General features: G+C 68.2%; 19 protein-coding genes and 1 pseudogene. 5 read left to right on the forward strand and 15 right to left on the reverse strand.

Annotated features, from left to right (window positions below; all coding sequences use genetic code 11):
* Positions 1-43 precede the first annotated feature (43 nt).
* A complete protein-coding gene (glnA, locus tag OG904_RS21985; RefSeq protein ID WP_214952336.1) occupies positions 44-1,405 on the forward strand; it encodes a type I glutamate--ammonia ligase in 1,362 nt (453 codons plus the stop codon).
* Positions 1,406-1,480: 75 nt separating this feature from the next.
* On the opposite strand, the gene xerC is transcribed toward glnA, so the two are convergent.
* The 14 genes from xerC to OG904_RS22055 form a co-directional block, all read right to left on the reverse strand.
* Positions 1,481-2,746: a tyrosine recombinase XerC gene (xerC, locus tag OG904_RS21990; protein ID WP_405493512.1), complete on the reverse strand. Its 1,266-nt coding sequence runs from the start codon at positions 2,744-2,746 to the stop codon at positions 1,481-1,483.
* 70 nt (positions 2,747-2,816) lie between these two features.
* The gene (locus OG904_RS21995) at positions 2,817-3,053 is read right to left on the reverse strand and encodes a helix-turn-helix transcriptional regulator (RefSeq protein ID WP_405493514.1); all 237 of its coding nucleotides are present in this window, start codon (positions 3,051-3,053) and stop codon (positions 2,817-2,819) included.
* A 494-nt stretch (positions 3,054-3,547) separates the two neighbouring features.
* Positions 3,548-5,023 (reverse strand): ATP-binding protein, encoded by a 1,476-nt coding sequence (locus OG904_RS22000; RefSeq protein ID WP_405493516.1) that lies wholly within the window; start codon positions 5,021-5,023, stop codon positions 3,548-3,550.
* A 2-nt stretch (positions 5,024-5,025) separates the two neighbouring features.
* A complete protein-coding gene (locus OG904_RS22005; protein ID WP_405493518.1) occupies positions 5,026-5,877 on the reverse strand; it encodes a bifunctional DNA primase/polymerase in 852 nt (283 codons plus the stop codon).
* A gap of 180 nt (positions 5,878-6,057) precedes the next feature.
* A complete protein-coding gene (locus OG904_RS22010; RefSeq protein ID WP_405493520.1) occupies positions 6,058-6,348 on the reverse strand; it encodes a hypothetical protein in 291 nt (96 codons plus the stop codon).
* Between the two features lie 11 nt (positions 6,349-6,359).
* On the reverse strand, positions 6,360-6,806 hold the full coding sequence (locus OG904_RS22015) for a hypothetical protein (protein ID WP_405493522.1): 447 nt from the start codon (positions 6,804-6,806) through the stop codon (positions 6,360-6,362).
* A 10-nt stretch (positions 6,807-6,816) separates the two neighbouring features.
* Complete coding sequence (locus tag OG904_RS22020; protein ID WP_271244202.1) at positions 6,817-7,005, reverse strand: hypothetical protein; 189 nt, start codon at positions 7,003-7,005, stop codon at positions 6,817-6,819.
* 33 nt (positions 7,006-7,038) lie between these two features.
* The gene (locus OG904_RS22025; protein WP_271244203.1) at positions 7,039-7,236 is read right to left on the reverse strand and encodes a hypothetical protein; all 198 of its coding nucleotides are present in this window, start codon (positions 7,234-7,236) and stop codon (positions 7,039-7,041) included.
* Between the two features lie 19 nt (positions 7,237-7,255).
* On the reverse strand, positions 7,256-7,507 hold the full coding sequence (locus tag OG904_RS22030; RefSeq protein ID WP_405493525.1) for a hypothetical protein: 252 nt from the start codon (positions 7,505-7,507) through the stop codon (positions 7,256-7,258).
* 139 nt (positions 7,508-7,646) lie between these two features.
* Positions 7,647-9,857 (reverse strand): cell division protein FtsK, encoded by a 2,211-nt coding sequence (locus tag OG904_RS22035; RefSeq protein ID WP_405493527.1) that lies wholly within the window; start codon positions 9,855-9,857, stop codon positions 7,647-7,649.
* Positions 9,854-10,234 carry an RRQRL motif-containing zinc-binding protein gene (locus OG904_RS22040; protein WP_405493529.1) on the reverse strand — a complete coding sequence of 127 codons (381 nt, stop codon included), beginning with the start codon at positions 10,232-10,234 and terminating at the stop codon, positions 9,854-9,856. The genes OG904_RS22035 and OG904_RS22040 overlap by 4 nt, the downstream gene beginning before the upstream one ends.
* Positions 10,231-11,079, reverse strand: a complete 849-nt coding sequence (locus OG904_RS22045; RefSeq protein WP_405493531.1) for a DUF2637 domain-containing protein — start codon at positions 11,077-11,079, stop codon at positions 10,231-10,233. Before OG904_RS22045 ends, OG904_RS22040 begins: the two co-directional genes overlap by 4 nt.
* A complete protein-coding gene (locus tag OG904_RS22050) occupies positions 11,076-11,264 on the reverse strand; it encodes a hypothetical protein (RefSeq protein ID WP_405493533.1) in 189 nt (62 codons plus the stop codon). The genes OG904_RS22045 and OG904_RS22050 overlap by 4 nt, the downstream gene beginning before the upstream one ends.
* The gene (locus OG904_RS22055) at positions 11,261-11,557 is read right to left on the reverse strand and encodes a hypothetical protein (protein WP_405493535.1); all 297 of its coding nucleotides are present in this window, start codon (positions 11,555-11,557) and stop codon (positions 11,261-11,263) included. The genes OG904_RS22050 and OG904_RS22055 overlap by 4 nt, the downstream gene beginning before the upstream one ends.
* 726 nt (positions 11,558-12,283) lie before the next feature.
* Between OG904_RS22055 and OG904_RS22060 the strand changes: the two genes are divergently transcribed.
* The 3 genes from OG904_RS22060 (at position 12,284) to OG904_RS22070 (ending at position 14,606) form a co-directional block, all read left to right on the forward strand.
* On the forward strand, positions 12,284-12,649 hold the full coding sequence (locus tag OG904_RS22060; RefSeq protein WP_405493537.1) for a winged helix-turn-helix domain-containing protein: 366 nt from the start codon (positions 12,284-12,286) through the stop codon (positions 12,647-12,649).
* Between the two features lie 234 nt (positions 12,650-12,883).
* Positions 12,884-14,107 carry a helix-turn-helix domain-containing protein gene (locus OG904_RS22065; RefSeq protein ID WP_405493539.1) on the forward strand — a complete coding sequence of 408 codons (1,224 nt, stop codon included), beginning with the start codon at positions 12,884-12,886 and terminating at the stop codon, positions 14,105-14,107.
* Positions 14,108-14,126: 19 nt separating this feature from the next.
* On the forward strand, positions 14,127-14,606 hold the full coding sequence (locus OG904_RS22070; RefSeq protein WP_405493541.1) for an NUDIX domain-containing protein: 480 nt from the start codon (positions 14,127-14,129) through the stop codon (positions 14,604-14,606).
* 200 nt (positions 14,607-14,806) lie between these two features.
* Here OG904_RS22070 and OG904_RS22075 read toward each other — a convergent pair whose 3' ends face one another.
* On the reverse strand, positions 14,807-18,211 hold the full coding sequence (locus OG904_RS22075; protein ID WP_405493543.1) for a glycosyltransferase: 3,405 nt from the start codon (positions 18,209-18,211) through the stop codon (positions 14,807-14,809).
* Between the two features lie 444 nt (positions 18,212-18,655).
* Between OG904_RS22075 and OG904_RS22080 the strand changes: the two are divergent.
* A pseudogene (locus tag OG904_RS22080) lies at positions 18,656-18,742 on the forward strand (glutamine synthetase); the annotation flags it as partial.
* Positions 18,743-18,747: the final 5 nt, after the last annotated feature.

Here is an 18,747-nt window from a genome sequence, read left to right on the forward strand (position 1 = left end):
GGGGCAGTGGTGCACAGGCCGCCTGAACTGCGAGGATGAAGGTATGGACAAGCAGCAGGAATTCGTCCTCCGGACGCTCGAGGAGCGGGACATCCGCTTCGTGCGCCTGTGGTTCACCGACGTACTGGGCTTCCTCAAGTCCGTCGCGGTCGCGCCGGCGGAGCTGGAACAGGCCTTTGACGAGGGCATCGGGTTCGACGGCTCGGCGATCGAGGGGTTCGCACGGGTCTACGAGTCCGACATGATCGCCAAGCCGGACCCGAGCACCTTCCAGATACTGCCGTGGCGCGCGGAGGCCCCCGGAACGGCCCGGATGTTCTGCGACATCCTGATGCCGGACGGCTCCCCGTCGTACGCGGACCCCCGCTACGTCCTCAAGCGCATCCTGAACAAGACCTCGGACCTGGGCTTCACCTTCTACACCCACCCCGAGATCGAGTTCTTCCTGCTGAAGGACAAGCCGCTGGACGGCACGCGGCCCACCCCGGCCGACAACTCGGGCTACTTCGACCACACTCCGCAGAACGTCGGCATGGACTTCCGGCGCCAGGCGATCACGATGCTCGAATCCATGGGCATCTCGGTCGAGTTCAGCCACCACGAGGGCGCACCGGGCCAGCAGGAGATCGACCTGCGCTACGCCGACGCCCTCTCGACGGCCGACAACATCATGACCTTCCGCCTGGTGATGAAGCAGGTCGCCCTGGAACAGGGCGTCCAGGCCACCTTCATGCCGAAGCCCTTCTCGGAGTACCCCGGTTCGGGCATGCACACCCACCTCTCCCTCTTCGAGGGCGACCGCAACGCCTTCTACGAGTCGGGCGCCGAGTACCAGCTCTCGAAGGTCGGCCGCTCCTTCATCGCGGGCCTCCTCAAGCACGCGGCCGAGACCGCGGCCGTCACCAACCAGTGGGTCAACTCCTACAAGCGCATCTGGGGCGGCTCCTCGCGCACCGCGGGCTCGGGCGGCGAGGCCCCCTCGTACATCTGCTGGGGCCACAACAACCGCTCGGCCCTGATCCGCGTCCCGATGTACAAGCCGGGCAAGACCGGCTCCTCCCGGGTGGAGGTCCGCTCGATCGACTCGGGCGCCAACCCCTACCTGACGTACGCCGTCCTCCTGGCGGCGGGCCTCAAGGGCATCGAGGAGGGCTACGAACTCCCGGCCGGCGCCGACGACGACGTCTGGGCCCTCTCCGACGCGGAACGCCGCGCGATGGGCATCGAGCCCCTCCCGCAGAACCTCGGCGAGGCCATCTCCCTGATGGAACGCAGCGAACTGGTCGCCGAAACCCTCGGCGAGCACGTCTTCGACTTCTTCCTGCGCAACAAGAAGCAGGAGTGGGAGGAGTACCGCAGCGAGGTCACGGCCTTCGAGCTCCGCAAGATGATGCCGGTGCTGTAACCCCAGGTCAGCGGCGATACTCCAGTCACACGGCACCCCGGGCCGACGGCACTCAGCCGTCGGCCCGGACCCGTTTCAACCCTCCTGGGCCGTCTGTGGGCCGTCAGGTGCCGGATCGGCCGCCCGGTAGACCTCATCGACGGCCCGCAGGGTGCGCTCGTGGCTGCTCGGCATCAGGTGCGTGTAGACCCGGAGCGTGAAGCCGGGGTCGCCGTGTCCGAGGTACGTGCTCAGGGCCTTGACGTTCTCCCCGGAGTCCAGCAGGACGGACGCATAGAAGTGCCGCAGCGCGTGCATCCCGTGCTCGCGCGCGGCTTGGTGGCGCTCGCCCGGCCGCGGCTGCGGAATGACGCCGGCCTGCACGAGGGCGAACTTCCACACCCGAGTGTTGAAGTCGGTGCGCCGCACCGCGCCCCCGCCCGGGAGGGAGAACAGCAGCCGCTTGGTGACGAGCGGCCCGTCCGGCTTCAGCCAGGGAAGCGTCACTTCCACCGGCGGGAACTCCTCGCGGTGCTCCCGCAGCACCTGCCCGATACGGCGGGGGAGCGGCACATCCCGTTCCTTTTCCCGCTTGGGCGGACCGAAGACGAGGTGCCCGTTCGCCACCTTCACCTGATTGGCCACCCGTAGCCATTCACCGCGGAAGTCCTCGGGGTCGTCCTGCAGGCCGAAGATCTCACCCTGCCTGAGCCCCAGCCCCCCGCCGGCATCGGCCACCGCCCGGTACCGCTTCGGCAACGCCGCCCGGACGGCGAAGAGTCGCTCGGGCGTCCACGGCCTGACCCGCGGAGCGACCGGAGCGGGGGCCCGGACGGTACGGGCCTTGCACGGGTTCTTCGCCAGCAACTCGTCATCCACCGCGGCCGCGAGTACGGCTGACACGCTCGCGAAGATGACGCGCCTGTACGAGGAGACCCGCAGAACCTGCTCCAGCTCGCTGAGCCAGTCGCGGATGTGCTCCGGCCGGAACGAGTCGAGCGGCCGCGTACCGAGGTAGGGAAAGGCGTGCTTGCGGATCTGCACCTCGACAGACGACCGCGTGGTCACGTCCGTTGTCAGCGACGCGAGCCACTTCTCTCCGTACTCCCGGAACGTGATCCGGCCGGCGCTGGGATCGATGTACTGCCCCCGGGACATGTCCGCCTCGATGTGGGCCAGCCACTTCTCGGCGAGCCGCTTCTGCCTGTCGGGGAAGCTCTTCGACTTCTCGGTCCCGTCCGGTCCGATGAACCGGGCGCGGTACCGCATGCCGCTCCCGTGCCGGTCGCTCTTGACCCGCTTGGCCTTGCCGTCGGGGCCCTGCTCGGTCTTGTACCAGCGGTCTTGGATGTGGCCTGCCACGTTGGGCCTTTCTGGGAAGCAGGGAGGGCGGGCCCGGGCGGGCCCGCCCTCGGCGGTGATGGTGGTGGGGTCAGGCGGCTTGGCTGATGTCCTTGCGCTTCTGTTCGGCGATCCAGCCATAGACGTCGACGGGGTCGTAGCGGGTGTGCTTGCCGACGCGGAATCCGGGCGGGCCGGTGCGCTTCTTGCGCCACTGGTAGAGGGTTTCCACCGGCACGTCGAGGAGTTCGGCGACGTCGTCGGGGTTCAGGTAGCGGTCGGGAAGGCCGCCGCGCAGGGTGGCGTGGGGGTCGCTGGGGGCGGGCATGGCTCCTCCGGCGGGGGTTGGCGGGGCGAGGAGTGGTGGGTGCGGGGTTCGCGTGCTGTCCGAGCCCCGGATTTCTGCGTCATCGCGTCATCTGCGTCATTTACCGTTCTGACCTGCGGTTTTGGGGTGACGCAGTGAGGGGCTGTGTGTCACCGGCTGCGTCACCGCGCGTCTTCGAGTATCGGAGGCGGTGACGCAGGTGACGCAGGTGACGCAGGATGACGCAGCCGTTGGCCGTCTGCGTCACCCGCGTATTCGCAGCTCAAAGGCCGTTTAGGGGCCTCTGGTGACGCGGGTGACGCAGCATCTCTTCTATTAGGAAAAAGAGCGGGGTGGTTTCTGTTGTGGTGCACCCCCGCTCAAGGCGAAGCAGGGGCCGCTTCGCGGCACGACCTCTTGCGGCGGCGGCAAGCCTCCGGACAGGCAAGAGGAGCACCCCCGCCCGGCGGGGCGTGCTCCTCTTGCTTGTACGGGTGCGGCCCTGGGGGCGCGGGTCAGAACGCCTCTTGCTGCTGGCCCGGCGGCTCGGGGGCGGGTCGGGTCATGGCGATGTAGCGGGCGGCTTTGGTGCGGCCCCAGTCGACGAGGACGCCGCGTGCGGCGAGGGTCGGCTGAAGGCGCTTGAGGCGGTCGGAGAAGACCTTGCCCGTGGTGGGCCACCCCTTGGGCAGGGGACGGAAGTCCTCGCCGGCGTAGAGCTGGGTGATGGCGTGCAGCCACTCGGCCGAGGTCATCCGGACTTCCTCGCCCGGCTCGGTGCCGGCGGCGTGCTTGAGGACGGTCTGCGCCATGAGGTCGCCCTCGATCACGTCGTCGTTGAGTTCGTCCAGGCCCGCCCGGTAGGCATTCAGGGCCCCGAAGCCGCTCGCGGCGTCGAGCTGCGCGCACAGGTGCGCGAAGTCGGCCATGCGCAGGTCTGCGGGGATGTCGGCGTCGGCGGCCCGGACCTTGACGGTGAGGTCCAGCAGCGAGCCGAGGATCACCGGCAGCACCTGCGCGTACTCCGCCCACAGCTCCGCCTCGGTCCGCCGCACCCGGGGCCGCACCAGGCGCAGGGGCAAGAGGCGTTCGGCGAGGTCGGGACGGATGATGCCCACGTCGATTCCGGTCAGCAGCAGGGGCCGGCGGTAGCGGGAGCGGTAGACGTCGCCGTCGCTGAACAGGGCGCGCTTGATGCTCTCTGCTCCGGTGACGATGCAGCACATCAGGTCGGACAGGTCCGGCGGCAGGTGGGAGAGGTTGTCCAGGGCGGTGATCCATCCGGCGGCCACGGCCGTGATCAGGTTCTCTTCGTCCTTCGGCGCGCGCCGAAGGTCGCCGGTCATGCCCTCCACGATCCGCATCAGCATGCGAGCCGCGGTGGACTTGCCGGCGCCCTGGGGGCCGGTGAGGAACGGCGCGGGGACGGGCACGGACGGTTCCAGGCAGCCGATGACCCAGGCGACGGCCAGGCACTCGCTCTCTGCCCCGGCGAAGTTGCACAGCCTCAGCAGAGCGTCGATGCCCTTCCCGTCGGTGTCCCTCTCGGGAAGGGGCAGTTCGCCGGTGAGCTGGGTGCGTCGCCAGCAGACCTCGCGCGGGTCGGGGGTGCGGATGTCCCAGCCGGTGGGGTGGATGCGGACGGACTGGCCGTCGTCGCGGCCCAGGTCGAGCCAGGTCGCGCCGTCGAACCCGGGGGCGACGCGAATGTGGGTGGCCTGTACGTCCTGGCTGAGGGCGAGTGCTTCGATCAAGTCCAATGCCTCCTTGAGTGCGGTGCCGTTGAAGGAGCCGACCCTGTCGTTGTAGAGGCCGACCATGAGTTCCTGCCGGTGGCTGCCGGTCGTTCCCTGGGAGCGGATCGGGCGGGCGACGGGGTGGCCGTTCTTCTGCGCGTAGACGGTGCCTTCGGTGGTTCGGAAGTACCGGAAGTGGGCCTGCGCGTAGTCGGTGATGATCTGCCGGGCCGGGTTCTTCTCGTCCTCGGGCACGGTCACATCCCCAATGCGGTGCGGGCGTTGGTCCAGGCGTCCTCGCAGTGCCGGACGGATTCGCCCTTGCCCTGCGCGGCGGTGAACAGGCGTCCGGTGTGGACCTCGGTCAGGCAGCCGCACCGGCCGTGGGCGGACAGCACGGCAAGGAACGTGCCGTACACGGTCGTGTGGATGGCTTCGGTCGCCGCGGTGATGCGCTGCTCGGCCATGGCGATGCCCCGTTCCAGGTAGACGGGCGAGCGGTGCGGGCACTGCCCACCCCCGGCCGGCACCGCCACGATGGTGGGCCGGGTCTGCCTTGCGGAGGGTTCCTTCACCACGAGCCCGCGCACGACGTCCGGCAGCGCGGCCATCGTTCCGGCGCCGGGGCCGCGCCAGCGGACATAGGACATCGTGGACTTCACGTCGACCCCGGGGCGGACCCCGTTCTTCGACTGCATGGCGCCCCGGTAGATCCAGTGCTCACCCCGCGTCGTCGGCACGACCGTGGTGGCGGGAAGGGTCTGCCGGGCCCAGGCGACGGCCTCGGCGTCGTCCAGGTCCACCACGGCCAGACCAGCGCCGCCCGGGTGGTAGGCGACGGCCCCGGCCTGACGCCAGGCGCGGGCCCATGCCGGGCCGGTGAGGATGTCCGGGTCGGTGGTGGCAGCGCCCCATGCGTGGCAGGGAGCCGGGCACTGGCAGGGGCCGGCCGCTTTCATGTGGGGCCGATCCCCGCACGCCGAGCGGGTGCAGGCCGGGCAGTTCCCGAACGGCTCCTTCCCTTCCCTCAGCGGCAGGACAGGCAGGCCGATCTCTGCGAGCCAGAGCGCCGTGCGCAGGTGTCCTCGTGCGTTCGTCGGCACGCTCATGTCGCGCTCCTGATGCCGCCGTACCCGGCGCCCAATGCCAGGAGGCGAGGGGGCCGGACGGTGGCCTCTCGCGGAATGTCGATGGGGTGGGTCATGCTGGTGGTCTCCTGTTTCTGTCGAAGGGACGGAGAGCCGGGGCGGTCGCGGTCTTGTGGTGAGAGGCGACCGCCCCGGGCACAGCTACAGGTCGGTGAGCGTGGCGGTGGGGATCTCGTAGACGTCGATGACGTCCTTCACGCCGTGCCAGCGGCCCGGGGTGTGGTGGATGTAGACGACGTGGAGCGGGATGCCGTCGCGGCTGGTGAAGGCGTAGACGTTCACCGTGTCCACGTTCTGCGGGCTCTTGCGGGCGCTGCGGATGTGGGACAGAACCGAGATCACCGTGAGGCGTTCGGGCCGGTACCGGGCCCCGTCCACCTGGGTGTGGAGCGTGGGGTGCTGGGTCGCGGCGAGGGTGGGGCTCGTGCTCATGGAGGGCTCCTTCAGTTGTGGAAGTGGTTGCGCTTGATGACCGCCCGGCGGATGTTGACGACCGTCCCGCCGGTGCGGCCGTGGTTGGTCCCGAGGACCTGAGCAGCGATGAAGCCGCCGAAGATGACGGCGGCCAGGATGACGAGCTGCTGAATCAGCGCGGCGACGGCGGCGATGAAGGTGGTCAGGAGCATCAGGCCGCCGCAGGCCGCGGCGAAGCCGATGCCGCCGAGGGCGATGTTGACGGCGAGCGGGTTGATGGCCGGCCGCTCCGCGACGGGCTCGGGGGCCTTCGTGGGGGCGATGGCGTAGCCGGTGATGATGCGGCCGTCCGGGAGCTGGATCGTCTGGACGTCCGGCAGCGGGTGCGGCTGCTGGACGACCAGCGGCGCCGGGGCCATGGGGACCGGGTGGTGGATCTCGGCGGTCTCCCAGCGGGTCGGGTCGTGGTGGTTCAAGGGGTGCCTCCTACAGGTCGGGTATGGCGTTGATGAGCGAGTTGATGACTTCGGTGACGGCGGGGGCGGCTCCGGTGGAGGCGAGGTAGAAGCCGAACATCACGGCGACGAAGGCGGAGCCGACGCCGAGGGTCTTGGAGCGCAGGAGGAGCGCGAGGAGGAGCCCGAAGAGGGCGACGAGGGTGATGGTGACGGCCAAGGAAGGCCTCCTTGCTCGGGGTTGGAGGAGGGGCTACTTGCGGCGCTTGGCGCGGGCGTCCTCGCGGGCCTGGGCGACCTCGCGGATGCGGTCGATCTCGTTCTCGATGCGCTTGGTGGACTTGCCGCGCTGCTGGCGGCGGACGGCCTTGGCGCCGAGGTAGACGACGCGGGCCAGTTCTCCGAGGCTGTGCGGGTCCTTGTCGGTGAGCGCGAACTTCTCGCGGGCCATGACGGGTACTCCCTTGGGGTTAGCGGGTGCCGGCGCGGTGGATCCGGGTGGCGCGGTTGTGGAGGCGTCGGCCGACGCGGACGCGTATGCCGTGGCCGTGGCAGCGGCGGCAGACCTTGCCGCGCTTGGGTCGTCCCTTGCGGTCGAACTTGAGGAGCTGGCCGACGCCGTCGCACTTGCGGCAGGTGCCGAACGGGGACAGCCAGCACCTGACGCCGTAACCGAGAGTGACGATCAGTAGGCAGGCGCTAGCGAGCAGGGCAAGGCTCATAAGGGCCCTCCTGGGCAGGTTTCCGGGGTTCTCGCAGGTGGGCCGCTAGACGCTAGCGACCTGATCAGGTGCGGTTTGGGTCGCTAGCGAGGTTGCTAGGTCTAGCGACATGGGTTGCTAGACCTAGCGGCCTCTCGGGCTACTTCGCGGCCCGGTTCTTGTCACGCTTGGTGATGGTGTCGATGATGTGCTGACGCTCGATGCCGCGCCGGTTGGCGCCCTTGCCGGTCTCGGTCTTGCCCCACACCTGGTCGGTCTTGATGCCGAACGGCTTGAGGACGGTGCCGAGCTGGTCGGCCTTCGCGCGGCCCTCCAGCTCGGCCCACGGCCCGTACGCGCCGGGGTCGAGTTCGGCGAGGCGGTCCACGATGACCTCGGACCACACCTTGTCCTCGGACCGGCCGAGGACGGTGGCGATGTCGTCCAGGATCGCGTCGGCGCTGCGGGGGGCGGGGACCTCGCCGATCGCGTCGCCGGTGAGGGTGCCCTCCTCCTCGCGCAGGGCGCGGGCTCGGACGAGGATGCTGTCGGCGTCGCGACCGTCACCGAGGTAGGTCCGCACGATCCCCGAGTCGTCGCTCATGCCCTTGAGCAGACCGACGCCCTTGTGGGACTTCAGGAGCCGGGAGGCGTCCAGGCCCTCCGAGTACGAGCCGGCGCCGAGGACAACATCGGAGACCTGCCAGGACCCGACCCGCAGGGAGAACCGGGCCTGGTGCTGGTCACGGAGCACGGACGGGCAGGCCTGGTCATCGGGCTTCTGGGTCGAGTTCAGGACCGATACCCCGACGGCCGGCGCGACGCGGGCGAGGTAGACCAGCAGCTCCAGGACGGCCTTGCCGTGGACGGGGTGCTGCAGGTACTCCTGCACCTCGTCCACGACGACGATGGTGAGGGGCATGTTGAGCTTCTTGTCCCGGGAGATCTCCGGGGTGAGCTTGCCCTCGGGGCAGATGTGCAGGGGCAGTTCGGAGAGACGGTGGTAGCGGTCTTCGACGTCGGCCTTGAGCTCTGTGAGGGCGTTGATGAGGTGTTCTACGGGGTCGAAGCCGTTGCGGGGAACGATGCCGAACCCGATCCGGTGCGCGACCTTGGAGAAGGACCGCCAGTCCGGGGAGGCCTTCCCGTCGAACAGGATGATCCGCACGTACGGATCCAGCGCGGCGGCGAGAACGATGGTGCGGGCGGAGAACGTCTTGCCCTGCCTCGGTACGGCGCCGACCAGGAGGGACAGCCACAGCATGCTGGCCATGACCGGGTTGCCGCGCTCGTCCACGCCCCACGGGAACGGCTTCCAGAAGTCCACCCGCGTCGCGCCGAGCAGAGGGGTGCGGCCGGCGGGGACGGCGAGCGGGTCGCGGTCGGCGATCCACATCGAGACCCGGCGGGCGCTGGTCTCGTCGCGGTCCAGGAAGAGTTGGGTGGGTGAGATGTCGATGCCCGAGGCGAGCGGCACGTGCTTCTTGAGCGCGTCCTCGAAGGTCTTGCCGTAGGGGAGGTCGACTACGACTCGCCAGCCGTCGCCGTCGCGGCCGATCGGGCGGGGGAAGGCGATGCCCTGGTCTTTCACGGTCAGGCCGGCGGCGGCGAAGGCGCGGGTGATGATGTCGGAGGACAGGCGGCGCTTGCGGAAGGTGACCTTGGCCCGGTCGATGAGCGGCTTGTCCGCCGGGGCCCCGACCACGCCGAGCGTGGTGGTCAGCGCGGCGATGGACAGCATGAGCATCCAGGACGGGGCCATGACGTAGATGGTCAGGGCGGCGGCCAGGCCGACGAATCCGGCGACCGTGGCGACGATGCCGCGCAGTCGGACGCGGTCGTTGCGCTGACGGGACAGGCTCAGGTACTCCCCCGCGTCCTCGGCGCGGACGGCGGCGAGGCGCAGGTTCTTGCCCTCGGCGTCGAACACCCAGCGGCCGGCCGCAGCCGACCAGCGCCAGGCGCCGCGGGGGGCGTAGGCCAGGATCTTCGGCGTGTAGACCACCGGCAGGCGGAGTGCGTGGTAGCCGACGAGGGTGGAGTAGTGGCGGGCGGCCCAGCGGCGGACGGCGGTCCGCTGGTCGGGGAGTTTGACCCAGTCGGGCAGGACCGGCTGTCGGGTCTTGTCGTGGGCCTGCATCCACTCCGCGACCGACGGCGGGTACACCTCCCGGGGCGGGTCGACCGGGGCGCCGTCCGCGATGTCGGTGGCCTCGTCGTCGGTGTCGGGGAGTTCGGCCTGCCACTCACCGGGCCGGACCTCCCCCACGCCGGGGGCGTCGGGTCCGGGGGTCTTCCTGGGGAAGGGCATCACCTTGGCCGTGTTCTCGTCCGGGCCTTCGGCGTGCGGGAACGGGTTGATCTCAGTCACGACGGTTCGACTCCTTCGGGGTAGGCGCAAGGGATGCACACGCCGAGCTGGGCGGGGATCACATATCCCGCGTCACGTCGGCATTCGGGGCAGGTGCGGCGGGCGGTGTTGGCCTTGGCCAGCGCGGCCGTCTTGGCCGGGGTCATCGGCCGGACCGGCTTCGCACGGTCGACGCGGTACAGGAACGCAGCCAGCGGGCCCCGCCGAAAGCGCGGGCGGAGCACCTGACCGGCGATGTCCTGGCCACCGGGACGGAGCCCGAGGGCCCGGAGCTGCCGCCGGGTGGCGAGACCGTCCGGGGCAAGGCGCCAGGGGAAGGTGGGTATCCCGTGGACGGCCCCGGTCGGGTCGAAGCAGCGGGCGAACGTCAGGCTCATCCGGCCACCACCGCGACCACAGCCGCCTGCTCGGCACGCTCGGCCTTGAGGGCGTCGCGCAGGGTGCGGCCGTTGGCCGACGAGGTACGGACCGCCTTACGGATCGCCTCCGCCGTCAGCTCGGCGTCCGGCCAGTCGGCGGTAGCCGACCGGGCCTCGCCGAGGAGTTCGTCAGCCGTGCGGGTCGGTCGGGGTGTGCGGGCCGACTCCGGCACCCGACCGGTCGCCCGACGCGGAGCGTGCTGCACAGCGGCGACAGCCAGGGCCGGGGCCGACTGCGGCAGCCCTACTGGCACCGGGTCGGCCGACTCGATGGCGGGGGGTTCGGTTACGGCAGCCGGGGCTGCGGGGGCCGACTTGTGCAGGTCAGACCCCAACCGATTTACGGTGGGCTGATCTGATTCATCCAGATCTGCGATCCGGGCCGGGCGGTGGTGCAGGACCTTGGCGACCAGGTCGGAGCCGAAGAAGATGGACCCGACCGGGAGCGAGGTCGCCAGCAGCACGAGGACCCAGTTGGCGGGGTCCCAGTCGGCCAACTGCACCCGTCCACCGCCGTGCAACTCGGGAACCAGGCCGTGCACGTAGTTGAGGACCAGCGAGGCGACCGTGTACCCGGCCAGCACCCGCAGCGCGAACGTCTTGTCCTTGCCGGTGAGCACGAGGGTGGCGACCAGGGCCAGGGCCATCAGGCCGTCGACCACGAACGGGTAGAGCAGGGCGGCCGTGCCGTCCGCGCCGACCGTCCGCGCCACGTCCCGCTGAGCGTTCCAGGAGACCCGGAAGGCCATGGCGACCACGCCGACGAGAGCGGCGACCAGCAAGCCCTTGGCGGTGCGGTTCATGCCGCACCGCCAATCGCGCGGCGGTGCCGGGCCCAGCCGAGGTGCTGGACGCACCAGCCAGCCCCGGCGGCTGCCAGCAGCCAGGCTTCGTGCAGCGCGACGGCGCCCGGTACGGCCACCAGCACCGCCAGCGAACCGGCCCAGATCAGGTACTGGTCCAGGGACCGACGAAGGTTCGCGCTCATGCCGCGGCCCCCTTGCGGGAGCGGGTCCGACGGCGGGCAGCCGGCCGGATGAGCGGGACGACGTTGAACAGCTCCGGGGCGTTGGCCTCGATCACCTGGGCGGCGACCCGGCTCACGTCGTCGGGCAGGTCCGGGTTGTCGGCGAGGATGTCGCGGGCCGCGTCCAGGCGGGCTGCGCGCTCCTCGGCACTCTCACCCTCCACGCCGAGCCACAGCTCCAGCGGGGTACCCAGGGCCAGTTCGATGAACTCGTTGACGCTGACGGCCTCCTGGCCGCCGATGTACGTACGCATCACTGTTCTCCTGAAGTCGAAGGGATGCCGGAGCGGTCGCGGTCTTTGGCGAGAGACGACCAGCCCCGGGAATGAAGCCCGAACTCCGCGGCTCCCCTCCACCCCGCCCGTACAGCGCCAAGGGCACCGGACGGGCGGGGGAGGCAACCGGCCGCAGCGCCATCAGCGCTGCGGAAGGGCAAGAAGGCCGTACGAGCGGGGCCGGACGGTGAAGCCCGGGGCCGCCTCGCACGGCGGTTGAGCGGTGACGCGAAGGGCGGGCCGGCCGTACCGGTCGAGTACGGCCAGCGCCCGCAGATGTCGGTGGAACACAGCAACCTCCAAGCCGGAGGGGCGAGGCTTCACCGGCGCCGTTGCCACGGCCATCCGGTCCCGAGCCTGAGGATCGGGTGCGTCATCGTCACTGCTCTGACGCCAGCAGGGCGGCACGTGCCGGGTGGCACCCCGAGGGGTGTTCTCCAGAGCCAGCACGCGGAAGAAGTGGCCGCCGGCGACCGCCCGTCGCCATGGGGACGGGGGTCACGCCCCGTCTCGTCTCACTTGGCACGCTGTTCAGTTCTCAACAGGCAGGTGCTTCCTTCAGACCCCTTTCGAGGGCCCTCCGGGCGAGGTGGTGCGTGTTGGCTAGGCCAACGAGACTGTTCTAGCACGACTGACACAAGCAGCACAACAGGTTGTGTCAGTCGTGCCGGTTGAACTGAGAGGAATCCGGTTAGCATCGGAGGCATGACGCCCACTTCCGATGCCGCCCGCCGCGTGAACGAGAAGATCGCAGACGATCTCCAGCGAGACATCGAGGCGGAGAAGTACAAGGCCGGGGAGAAGCTGCCGGCCGTGCGAACGATCGCCGAGCACTTCGGAGTAGCTCCCGGCACTGCCACCAAAGCGCTGCAGCTACTCGCCCAACGGGGCGTAGTCCGCCCTGATTCGACTCGCGGCTACTTCGTACGCGCTCAGCCAGAGAGGCAGGCACCCGCCGAGCCCAGCGGGGAGTTCACCGCGATCATGCAGCAGATCGAAGCGATCCGAGACCACCTGGCCCGCCTCGACCAGCGCCTTCAACAGGTCGAGCAGACAAGGGGCTCGGATTGACGGACTCCACCACCCGCTCCACCCGTCGTGTCAGGTCACACATCTCGGCACTGATCTGCTCAAGAGCAGCCATCACCTGGCGTCGCTCACGGATAGTCAAAGCCACGGCAGTACCTCCCCGTTGGCACCACAGGACGTCGTGCATCGGACGTTCACGAAGCTATGGCGCACCCGCAGCTCGACCCCGGAAAATCCTTCCGGGGTCTCTTCGCGAACGGAGGCGAGGCTGAAGTCATGCGAGGAATGACGCAGCACCTGACGACCGGCGAACGCGTTGCTTGGTACCGCCACCGCCGCGGCCTGTCCCAAGAAGTCCTTGCCGGGTTGGTCGGCCGTACCGCTGACTGGCTGGGCAAAGCCGAGAACAACCGCATCGAACTCGACCGCCTCTCGGTGATCCGGGCGCTTGCCCACGCCCTGGACGTCTCCATCGGGGACCTCATCGGGGAGCCAACCCTCCTGGAGTGGTCGAAGGAGAGCGGCCGCGGCACGGTCCCCGCGCTGCGTGAAGCGCTCATGGACTACCGGCTCCTCACCCCACTCCTCGGCGCGCCAGCCGACGGCCAACCGCCAACGCTCGCGGCCCTGCGGTCCGACGTGGGCGAGGTCTGGGACGCCTACCAGGGGTCCCGGTACGGCTTCGCCGCTCGGCAGATCCCCCTGTTGCTCGCGGACGCCCTACTCGCCGTACGGGCCAGCTCGGGGACTGAGCGAGAGGAAGCGAACGGGCTGCTGGCGCTGACCTACCAGGGCGCCGCGATGGTGCTCGGCAAGCTCGGAGAAAACGAACTCGCGTGGATCGCGGCAGACCGCGGACTCGCCGCCGCACAGCAGAGCGGTGACAACGTGATCACCGCATCCCTGTTCCGATCCGTCACGCACTCCCTGCTGTCCACCGGCCGCTTCGAGACCGCCGTCCAGCTCGTCAACGACGCTGCCGGATTCCTGGAGCCCGGCCTCAGCCACGCCACCCCGGCCTACCTGTCCGTGTACGGCACCCTGTTCCTTACCGGCTCCATGGCCGCAGCACGGGCCGAGGACCGAGCCACGACCCAAGCCTTCCTGCGGGAGGCCGAGACGATGGCCGCTCGGCTCGGGTCGGACGCGAACCACATGTGGACAGCCTTCGGCCCGACCAACGTGGCGATCCACCGCGTGGCAACGGCCGGCGAGCTCGGCGACATGCAGATCGCCGCGGAGCTCGGCCCGACCGTAGACACGAGCGGCCTCCCCGTAGAGCGTCGGGTCCGCCACAACCTGGAGGTAGCCCGCGCCCTCAGTGCCTGGAACCGTACGGACGACGCGCTCGCCATGGTGCTGGAGGCTGAACGGATCGCTCCCGAGCAGGTCCGGCATCACTACATGAGCCGAGAACTCGTCCTCGGCTGGGTCCGCGGAACGCGGGGCCGGCCGACGCAGCCGATCGCCGATCTGGCCGACAGGCTCCGCGTGGTGTGACGTGGGTAGGCTCGGCCCCGTGAGCGAGAACGAGCACGAGGCAAAGATGGCGCACCCGAGGATGGCATCGGGTGCGCTGTTCTTCGATGACCAGGGCCAGGTCCTACTGCTTGAGCCGACGTACAAGGACTACCGGGACATCCCAGGTGGCTACGTCGAGACCGGAGAGTCCCCGCTCCAAGCATGCGTGCGCGAGGTTCGAGAGGAACTGGGCATCGCGCCGGCCATCGGCCGCCTCCTCGCCGTGGACTGGGCACCCAGCCCCGCAGAGGGGGACAAGGTCCTCTATATCTTCGACGGAGGCACCCTGAGCCCCGAGCAAGAGCGAGCGATCCAGCTGGAGACCTCTGAGATCCGGGCGTACGCCTATCACTCGCTTGATGCGGTCGATAGCCTCACCATCCCCCGCCTGGCCAGGCGCATCCAAGCTGCAGCGACCGCGCGGCGTGCCGGACTGGTCAGCTACTTGGAGCGCGGCCAAGAGGTCGCTCCCCAATAGTCCAGGTGTGACAAGCCCCGGGGTGCCAGGCTGTTCGGCCAAGACTCCAACCTGCGGAAACGGTCCGGACAGCCCCACCAGGGACTGTCCCGATTGTTCGGCTTCACAACCGGCTGCACCACTCCCCGGTTCTACCGCGTTTGACCAACGTCTCCATCCCTGCAAGTGGCGGGCCGCGTTGGGGATCCGAATAGCGCCTGTCACTCCCGGGCGGGCGCCTGCGACAGGACTACGTTGCTGGCCGCAGCCCATGTGACCTTCTCGCTAAGGAGATCCCGCAGCTCGGCAACACGTTGGAAGGCACTCTCGCGATCACGCATGATGCGGTCGACGGCCCGCGCCCACGTGCCGGCGTCCTGGACTGCGTCACCTGTGACGGGGACTACGAACCGGTTCGCAGTCTGACCTAGAACCCCACTCAGCAGCTGGCCGAGACCACTTGCAGAACTGACCAGCGCTGGTACGCCTCGGGTGATCGCCTCCAGCCCGACGAGGCCGAAGCCTTCGGAACGCGAGGGCATGAGCACCAAACTCGCCGTGTCCAGATCATGCTCGATCGTCGCTTCCTCGGCGGTGTACTCCCGCACCACTATCTGAAGATCCGCATTTCCGGCCCATGCGGAGATGGTTTCGCGTTCATCCGCGCCTGTTCCTGGCTGAGCACCTCGAACAACGAGCCGTATACGCGGCTCACCATCCCGGTTTAGCCACCTGTCCGCCTGCCCGCAGGCGGCTGCCGCCAGCCGCACACCCTTGAGCTCCGAGTCCTCAGTACGTCCGAGCATCAGGACTCGCAGAGGCTTCCCATCCGGCGGCGTTCGGGCGCCAGATGGACCAACAATGTCGAAGCCAGGGTCCAGCCGAAGCGGCGGCAGCGGCGCCTTGGTGAACTCAGTGAGGAATTGGTCGTGCAGGCGGGGTCCCACGGAAACCACCCGGTAGGCTCCGATGCCCAATTCGCGCTCTATCTCCGTCCGCTGCTCGGCACGAAGCACCGCATCCGTCTCACGCCCGGGCTTGTACCATTCGATCTCGTCGGGCGCCATGTGTATAAAGTGGAGACGTCGAGCTTCCGGATAGAACACTTCTGCCAGCCGCCGTGCGGCAGACCCAGTTATCCGGCTATGCCCGACGACCAAGTCTGGGACCACCCCAGGGGGCAATGAGGGGCGGCTAGAGAGCCGCATGCCGTCCGACTCCCCAACAAATGGCGGCGCCGGAAGCAGCGTCACACCCGCGCCGGTAGCATCTGCCAACTCGGCTGGTGAAGCGGACAGGACAACGCAGTACACCTCAGCGCCGCCCTTCGCCAGGGCGCAACAGAGCCTCCGGTTGAAGGTACTCAGGCCACCGTGAGAGGACGCCCACTCGGTCGCAACGGCTAGGACGACTGTCGGCCGATCCGAGGTCTCGGCAAGTACCTGTTCGACCTCTGCCTCGAACCCCAACGCCTCTCGCAAACGACGGACCTCCTCGCAAAGGTCGGCGTCGGCCTCCTCTCGAATCTCGGCGACCTCGCCCACACCCGACACCATGAGGAACCCGACAGGATACTCATTCACCTCCAAGTACAGGAGCTCCTTCACCGCTTGGGTCAGCGATCCACGAGCCTTCACCAAATCGCCGGCCCTGAGGTAGGCGATGGCCTCGTTGTAGGCGCTCAGCGCACGGTCGGTTGGCGTCGAGGCAAGTTCCATCGCGATACGAGACCATCGCAGCGCCTCATCGACTTCGTCGCAAGCGAGCGAGACATGGGTGAGAGAGTTGGCATACTCCCAAGCTGGGGTCAACTCGTACGCTGCACGAAAGTGCCGCAGAGCGCCAACTCTGTCCCCAGTCCGGTATACGTCGTATGCAGTGTGCCGGTGGTTGTGAGCCAAGCTCGCACGCAGTCGCCCCGTGGCCAGGCCGAACCATTCGTCGGCCGGCCAGGTCCGCAGCGGGATGCGGACCCGGTCTGCCGTCAACGAACCCCCGTACTGGGCAATTCGGTTGACGGCCTGCGCGAACGCTGGTGAGTCCGTGAGAACCGCGTCCTCCGCATCTGGCGAAAACAGCCACCGTTCAACGGATAGCTCCCCGAATTGGCAAGTGACGGACGTCAGGTCCAAGGCAGCTGGTTCCCCTGCCCGCAAGACCGCCTTGTGGAGGAGGTCGACCGTACGCGTAGCGTCTGGACCATCCTTCGGCAAGGTCTCAAGCGCTGCAAGGTTCGCCTCTATGTTGGCCATCTGCATCATCTGGCAGCAAGTAGGCATGATTTGCAGCGGCCCACCCTTCTCGAAGGTATGCAGTAGCCCGAGGATGCGATTCACGAATAGACCCCTGACGCTTCCACGTCTGGTGAGCTGCCCGTGCGGCTCAGTCTTCAGTCGGCTGCCCGTGTAGACACGCACATAGACCTCGTCGAGCAGTTCCGTCTCGACGGCGAGCGTGACAATCTCATCAGACGTGAGCACCCCCTTTTTTACCAGGGCGCTGTGGTAGCCGTCGTACACCTGCCGGCTAATCAGCGGCTCTCCTGCGACCACATGGGCAAACCACGCCTGATCTGCCGTCGCACGACCGAGCGCCGAGGTCAGGATGCTGAAAACCGTCAGTTCGGACGTGGTCATCGAACGGACAGCTTTAATCAGTGGACGCTCCATGAGGTTACGTCCGCTTTCCAACAGCGAGCGGATCGTTTCGAGGACCTCGGGCGTCAGCTTCATCGTATCGGCCTGACCCGCTTGCATGCGGGCGAACATCTCATAGCAATACAGCTGAATCTCGTAGGGGTTTCCGTCCGTGAGCTGCATAAGCTCTCCGACTAGGCCGTTCCGCGCAAGGCTGAGACTTATACCCCGTGAACTCAGGGGCTGCACCACACATTCCCATACATCCTCGTGCTCAACAAAGCGATTGACTTCAATCTCTTTAAATTGACGCAGAATCTGAGAATGGACTGCCCTGATCTGGTCAATCAGGCCAGACGTGCCAGCTAGCACCAAAACCAGTCCGTCGACTCGGATTGTGAGGAGCCTCAAAACAGACAGGACACGCGCATCCTCGGCCAGGTGCTGCGCTTCGTCGACCAGCAGCGCAATGGGATACCCGAGCAACTCCACGAAAAAGCCAAGGTCAGCCCGCAAAGCAAGCTCCGGCACCCGATCGTCGCCCCGCATCCTAGCCAGGGCCACGGCTTCGGGGAAAGCGAGCCTCGCGTCCGGCCCGGGTGTAGCCACTCCCGCCATGACTCTTCGCACCACGGAAGGCTCGAAAGGTAGCTCGCTACCGCGGGCGCCCAGCACCTCGGCAACGACTGCCAACAATTCGTCGTACACCTTACGGAAGAACACGACCGGCTCGCCGTCGCCCTCGATCAGTTCCACGCGTACGGTAGCCAAGCCATGGTCACGTGCCATCTGGTCGGTAGCATTGAGCAGGCTGGTCTTACCTGCAGCGCGCGGACCGTGTAGGACTACACACACGGAGGGTTTACCGATTGCTGCCTGTTCGATCTCGGATCGGATGACCCCCTTCTCCCGCTTGCGGCCAGCAAAAACTTCGGCATCCCGTACGGGGTTCCGGAAGTCGTACGGATTGCGCATCTGGCTGATGTCCACAGGCCCCCTCACATCCGGCCCGATCCTACGTTCAGGTCCATATGGGCGTCAGGTATTCGCACATATACACCACCGCAGCGCATCACCCACATCGACCCCGTCACCACGGCCTCTACACGCCGAGCCTGGTCTCTACGAGGACAGCCACGCCCCAGCGGTTACTCATCCCGATCATGGCCCCCGAGCCCCACGTGTGACCGGCGTGTAATGCCGCCATGTGTGGACCCTTCAGCAGCCGTCTACGCAGGTCAGTGGCACGTCGGAGCAGATTCCAAGACGGCCTCCGGAGTCGTGCTCAGAGGCGAAGCTCCCCACTTGCTGGGCCGTCTGTGGGCCGTCGGAGGGTGGCCGGAGACGACTGGCAACGACCAATGACAGCCATCCTGAGCCCCGTTGGGTCAAGGGTGGGAGGCGGCCCGCCTGGTGGCGTACCGGGGTCATGACTTCCTGCGCAACAAGAAGCAGGAGTGGGAGGAGTACCGCAGCGAGGTCACGGCCTTCGAGCTCCGCAAGATGATGCCGGTGCTGTAGGCGCG

It is taken from the genome of Streptomyces sp. NBC_00096 (genome assembly GCF_045041305.1).
Lineage (GTDB): Bacteria > Actinomycetota > Actinomycetes > Streptomycetales > Streptomycetaceae > Streptomyces.